At 72.5% G+C, this 5,037-nt stretch carries 4 protein-coding genes, 1 pseudogene and 1 riboswitch; of the genes and pseudogenes, 1 reads left to right on the top strand and 4 read right to left on the bottom strand.

Annotation, left to right across the window (positions count from 1 at the left end; all coding sequences use genetic code 11):
• The 3 genes from FV229_RS25210 to FV229_RS25200 form a co-directional block, all read right to left on the bottom strand.
• The coding region (locus FV229_RS25210) for a hypothetical protein (RefSeq protein WP_187275282.1) at positions 1-316 on the bottom strand (316 nt) is incomplete at its 3' end.
• Between the two features lie 86 nt (positions 317-402).
• Complete coding sequence (locus FV229_RS25205) at positions 403-2,484, bottom strand: TonB-dependent receptor (protein WP_147754555.1); 2,082 nt, start codon at positions 2,482-2,484, stop codon at positions 403-405.
• 198 nt (positions 2,485-2,682) lie between these two features.
• Positions 2,683-2,896, bottom strand: a riboswitch (cobalamin riboswitch).
• A 133-nt stretch (positions 2,897-3,029) separates the two neighbouring features.
• Positions 3,030-4,190 (bottom strand): DUF2778 domain-containing protein, encoded by a 1,161-nt coding sequence (locus FV229_RS25200; RefSeq protein WP_238272105.1) that lies wholly within the window; start codon positions 4,188-4,190, stop codon positions 3,030-3,032.
• A 295-nt stretch (positions 4,191-4,485) separates the two neighbouring features.
• Here FV229_RS25200 and FV229_RS25195 point away from each other — a divergent pair, with 295 nt between their 5' ends.
• The gene (locus tag FV229_RS25195) at positions 4,486-4,842 is read left to right on the top strand and encodes a hypothetical protein (RefSeq protein WP_238272106.1); all 357 of its coding nucleotides are present in this window, start codon (positions 4,486-4,488) and stop codon (positions 4,840-4,842) included.
• Between the two features lie 34 nt (positions 4,843-4,876).
• On the opposite strand, the pseudogene cpsB reads toward FV229_RS25195, so the two are convergent.
• A pseudogene (cpsB, locus tag FV229_RS25190) lies at positions 4,877-5,037 on the bottom strand (mannose-1-phosphate guanylyltransferase/mannose-6-phosphate isomerase); the annotation flags it as partial.

The raw sequence follows: 5,037 nt of genomic DNA, 5'->3' as shown, positions 1-5,037 counted from the left end.
GGGCGGCGGCGAGGACGGGACGCCACGGGGCGTCGACCGCCGGGGGAGCGGACCAGGCGACCGCGACGTCGGCCGGAACCGGCATGTCCGCCGTCGGCATCGCCTGCGCGGCGGTGCAGCAGGCCAGGTGGTCCGCGTGATGCGGGGCGTGCTCCGGGCCTCGCCCGTCGGCGCCGGCATCCTGCAGGCAGAGCGCGTGCGCCGGATCGAAGGTCCGGACGGTCGTCATCCCGCCCAGCACCGCCTGCAGGGCAAGCGCATAGAGCGCGGTCACGGCGATGACCGCGCGGCAGACCCGCCAATCTGGCCGCCACATGCGCATGCCTCCACGCCTAGGGCTCAGCCCGGCGCGCCGTCAATGCGGCAGACGCCGCGCACCGCCGATTTCGGCGGCCCTGTCGCCTAGAATCGCCCCGCCAGCGTCAGCCGCACGGCGGTGGGCTCGACCGGGTGGAAGTGCCGGTCGGCGACGCCGTCCGCCCCTTCGCCGGGCAGGCGCGAGACGTAATAGTAGGTGATCTGGTCGGACTTGGCGTTGGTGAGGTTCAACACGTCGAGCGACAGGCTGAAGCCGTTGTCGAAGTTGTAGCCGACGCGGCCGTTGAGGAGCGCCGTCGGCTTCGAGCGCACGGAATTGTCCTCGATCAGCGGGCGCGGGCCGAAGTAGCGCAGGCGCATCGACCCGAACCAGCCGAGGCCCTCGCCGAATGTGAATCCGGCCGACGCGATCGTGGTCGGCGCCTCGGGGATGCGGTTGCCCGCCGGGTCGACGTCCGAGAAGCGGGCGTTGGTGACGGTCAGGTCCCCCTCCAGCTTCAGCCAGGGCGTCACCGCGTAGCGGTTGGTCCACTCGACGCCGAAGCGGCGGCTCGGGCGGCTCGGCTCCGTGGTGCCGGTGTCGCCCTGGAACAGGTTCTCCGACGCGAAGTCGAGGCGGAACAGCGCGACCGCCGTCTCAAGCCCGGCGATCGAGCGGTTGCGGATGCCGACCTCGTACCCGGTCGAGGGCACCAGGAAGGGCGAGCGCGTCGTGTTGAACAGCGAACTCGTCGGGTCGATCGTCGCGGTGACGCCGCGCACGTCGTTCGAGTGGAAGCCGCCGCCGTAGTTCAGGTAGAGCTCGGTGTCGGCCCACGGCCCCAGCACCAGCCCGAGCTTCGGGTTGACGACGCCGTCCCGCGCCTTGCCGCTGTTGGCCGCCGTGTCGGAGACCACGTCGGCGTAGTAGCCGTCGGCGCGGAAGCCCACGCTGGTGCGCAGCCAGTCGGTCCAGCGCACGCGGTTGTCGTAGAAGAACGCCCCGCTCGCCTCCAGCACCCGGTCGTCGAGGACGCCGGAGCGGAACTGCCGGTTTGTGGTGTTGAACAGCCCGACCCGGATCGAGTCGGTTCGGGTCTGCAAGCCGATCTCGTTCTCCATCGGCAGCCCGTAGAGGTCGCCCTGGAAGACGTGGCTCACCTCGCCGCCGCCGAGGATGCGCTGGTCGAGCTGGTGGAACTGGTCGCCGTTCACCGGATCGTTGAGGAAATACGTGAAGTCGTTGAACAGGTTGAGCTGCTGGCGGATCACGTAGGCCGAGGCCCGCGTCACGCCGGTGTCGTCGGTCATGCTCCAGCGGCCGGAGAGCGAGAAACGGCTGCTATCACCGCCGTCGCTGGGGTTCAGGCTACCGAACCGGCCGATCAGGCCTTCCGACACAGCGCGCGACGCGATCTGGTTGGTCGCGGTCCAGCGGCTGGCATAGGCCATGCCGGTGACGGAGAACCCGTCGAGCGCCGTGCCCTGGCTGTAGCGCACGACGCCGTTGAGCTTGCGCAGGGCGTCCGGCACGTCCCACGGGCCGTCGTAGACCTGCGCCTCGCCGGCCACCAGCAGGTTGCCCTGGCCGAGTGGCGCCGAGGCGATCGTCAGCGCACGCGCGTAGCCGAACGAGCCGAACGAGGTCAGTGCGACGGACTTCGCGACGGTGTCGAGGTAGTCGATCCGCACCGAGCCGGCGGAGGCGAAGTCGCCGTCGCGGACGAAGTACGGCCCCTTGTGGAACTCCACCGCGCCGACGAGCTCGGGGATCAGGAAGTTGATGTCGGCGTAGCCCTGGCCGTGGGCGTGGGTGCGCATGTTGACCGGCATCCCGTCCACGTCGATCGCGATGTCGGTGCCGTGGTCGAGGTTGAAGCCGCGCAGGAAGAACTGGTTGGCCTTCCCCTCCCCCGAATGCTGCGTGACGATCAGGCCGGGCACGGATTCGAGGACCTCGCCCGGCCGGGTGATCGGGCGGCTGTTGATCTCGGCGCCGGAGATCACCCCGGCGCTCGCGGCATCCACCGACCGGAGGGTGCCGCCGACGCCGGTGGTGCCGCCGACGTAGCCGGCGCTCGCCGCCGGCCCCGGGCCGGTCGCGGCCGGAGCGACGGTCTCGGCCGTGACCGAGATCTCGTCGAGGTTGGCCTCGGCCACGCCCGGCTGAGACAGGGCGGACCGCATCAGGACGGCTTGTGGCGGGACGGCCGCGCCGACGACGAGCAGAAGGATGCGCAGGCGCGGAGCGAAACGGGATACGGACACGGGACCTCGGGCGACGCGACGTGGCACGTCACCGCGAACGAGGCCGATCCCCCGCGCCGTCCCTCCGACGGCATGAGGCTTCGACACCCGCCGGGGCACCCCGCCCGACGCGCTTCGCGTGTGACCACGACCGAGGGCAGGTCTCCTGGCTCGCGGGTCGTCGCCCGCCACCGTCTTCCCGGATGCGGCGCATCCAGTGACGTGCGTTGGTGGAAGGCTCGCCGCTTACAGTTGCGGGGGCAGCCACGGCTTCGACGAAGGCCCTTCCAGGCTCCGTCCCACCGCGTTCCCTTTTGATCCTCGATGAGGAACCCTCGCGCACAGGTTGCGTCGGGCGCGGACCGCGCGTCAATCCGGCTTTCGCAGCGCGTCGCCGGGTGTGGCCGATCCGCGACGCCGCCTTCACCTGCTGCGCGGTCGCGTGGCCCTCATGCGAGCCGGTCTCCGCCTCGCTTCGGAACGCCCTAGCGGCTCGCTGCGAACCGGGCCGGGCCGTCGCCGCGGCCGGCGACCACCACGAGGCGCCGGACCTCGCCGCGCAGGAACGCCTGCAGGAAGCGGTCGTAGTTGCGGAACGACACGCAGCCGTTCGAGGCGCCGCTCGGCCCGAGCATGTAGGTGTGGGCGAGCAGGCCGTCGCGGCCGTGGATGGCGGCAGACCCGCCCACCGGGTTGAGGCGGATCGCCCGGACGCCGTGGAACAAAGCCTCGCGCTCGGTGAGGTCGTAGGTGCCCGGCGGGGTCGAGCCGCGCATCCGCAGGTGCACGAAGTCCGGGTGGTCCATGCTGGCGCCGAGGCCGGAATGAGCTTCCAGCACCTCGCCGCCGGGCAGGCGGACGGTGCGGGCGCTGATGTCGTAGATCGCCGTGCCGGCGCCCGCGTCGGGGCTGGGGAACAGGCGGCCGCGCGACCGGTCGAGACCGGGTCTCTCCAGGGCGGCGTAGGCCAGGGCCGGGCCGGATTCCTTGCGCGCGGCGAACAGCTCCTCGAAGAACGACGGCGTCTCGGCGGTGGGCGCCGGCGCCGCCTCGGGCACCCGGCGCGGCGCCCGGCGCAGGGCGAGGCGCTGCGGCACGGGGGCGGCGATCAGATCCGCCGGGCGCGCCATCGGCAGCGGCACGATCTGCGCCTGGCGGAGGACTCGGATCTCACGCGGGCGCTGCGCCTGGCTTGCGACCTCGGCCTGCCGCACGATCTCCGCCCCGGTGGCGGGTGTCGCGGCGGGCTCCACCGCCGCGACGCCCGCCACCGGCTGGGCGAGGGACGGAGCGAGAGAGGCGGTCGGGGCGAACGCAGTGCCGAGGGGGATGCCGCGAAGGTTCGCGCGCACGTCCGGCCCCATCATCGGACGGGGATCGAACAGGGCCGCGAGGGCGGTCGAGGCGGCGCTCCGGGTCTGCGGGTTCGTGGCCTGCAGGTTCGTGGCCTGGAGATTCGCGCCCGGCGATCGCGGGTGCTTCCCGTCGCCGGTCGGCACGCCCCCGAGGGTGACGAGGCAGAGCAGGCCGGCCAGCGCGTTGCGCAGGGTCGGATGGCTGCGGGAGCGCCGGCGACGAACGGGACGCGCGTGGCCGCCGTGGGAACGCAGGTGATGCGGCAGGGGATGCGGCATGTGATGAGGCATGCGGACTCGAACTCGGACGCGAAGGCTGAGGCGGCGCCCGCGGCCACGCGCCGTCCGTCCCCCGCGACGGAGCGCGGGCGGTGGACCGGCCGAGGGGCTCGGCCGTGCGGGGATCGAGAGAACTGCGACTGATCCGTATTGAGCGCGTGTTTGGTTAATCCGCCCCTAAGCGGCCGGTCGCCGTGCGCGGACGGGGCACGAAATCGGGTCCGCGCCTCACACGGCGCGCGGGCACGCGATCGTGTTGCCGCTTCGTTCTTGCCGAGGCGGGGGCGAATCGGCGATACCGCCAAGCATGCGGATGTTCGCCCTCGCTGCCCTCCTGTCCCTGCCTATCCTGCCCGGCGCGGCCGCGGAGGCGCCGCGGCCGGCCGACCCGGCCGCACTGGAGCAGGCGTGGCGCGGATGCGTGCGCGAGGCCTACGCTCACCAGTCGCCGACGCAGGGGCGGGCCGGCTCGCAGCGCAACGCCCTCGACGAATGCAAGGCGCGCGAGGACGCCGTCGTGGCGGCCCTGATGGCCGCGCGCACCGACGACGCATCCGGCCGCGGCGCCCGCTCGTTGCCGGCGCGCGCCCGCGCCTGGGCGGCCTCGGTCGCGGCCTACGTCGTCGACCCGGTCTCGTCCTGGATCGCGATGCTGCGCGACTGAGCGGCGGCCTTCGCCGCCCGCCGGGCGGGCCGCCTCACCGTCCGTAGATGTCCTCGACGCGGATGATGTCGTCCTCGCCGGTGTAGGAGCCGACCTGGACCTCGATCAGCTCGAGGGGGATCTTGCCGGGGTTGGCCAGCCGGTGCATCGAGCCGATCGGCAGGTACACCGCCTCGTTCTCGTGGACGAGGACCA

The organism is Methylobacterium sp. WL120 (genome assembly GCF_008039465.1).
GTDB lineage: Bacteria > Pseudomonadota > Alphaproteobacteria > Rhizobiales > Beijerinckiaceae > Methylobacterium > Methylobacterium cerastii.
Note: the sequence above shows the minus strand (reverse complement) of the source record. Positions and strands in the feature narration are given on the sequence as shown.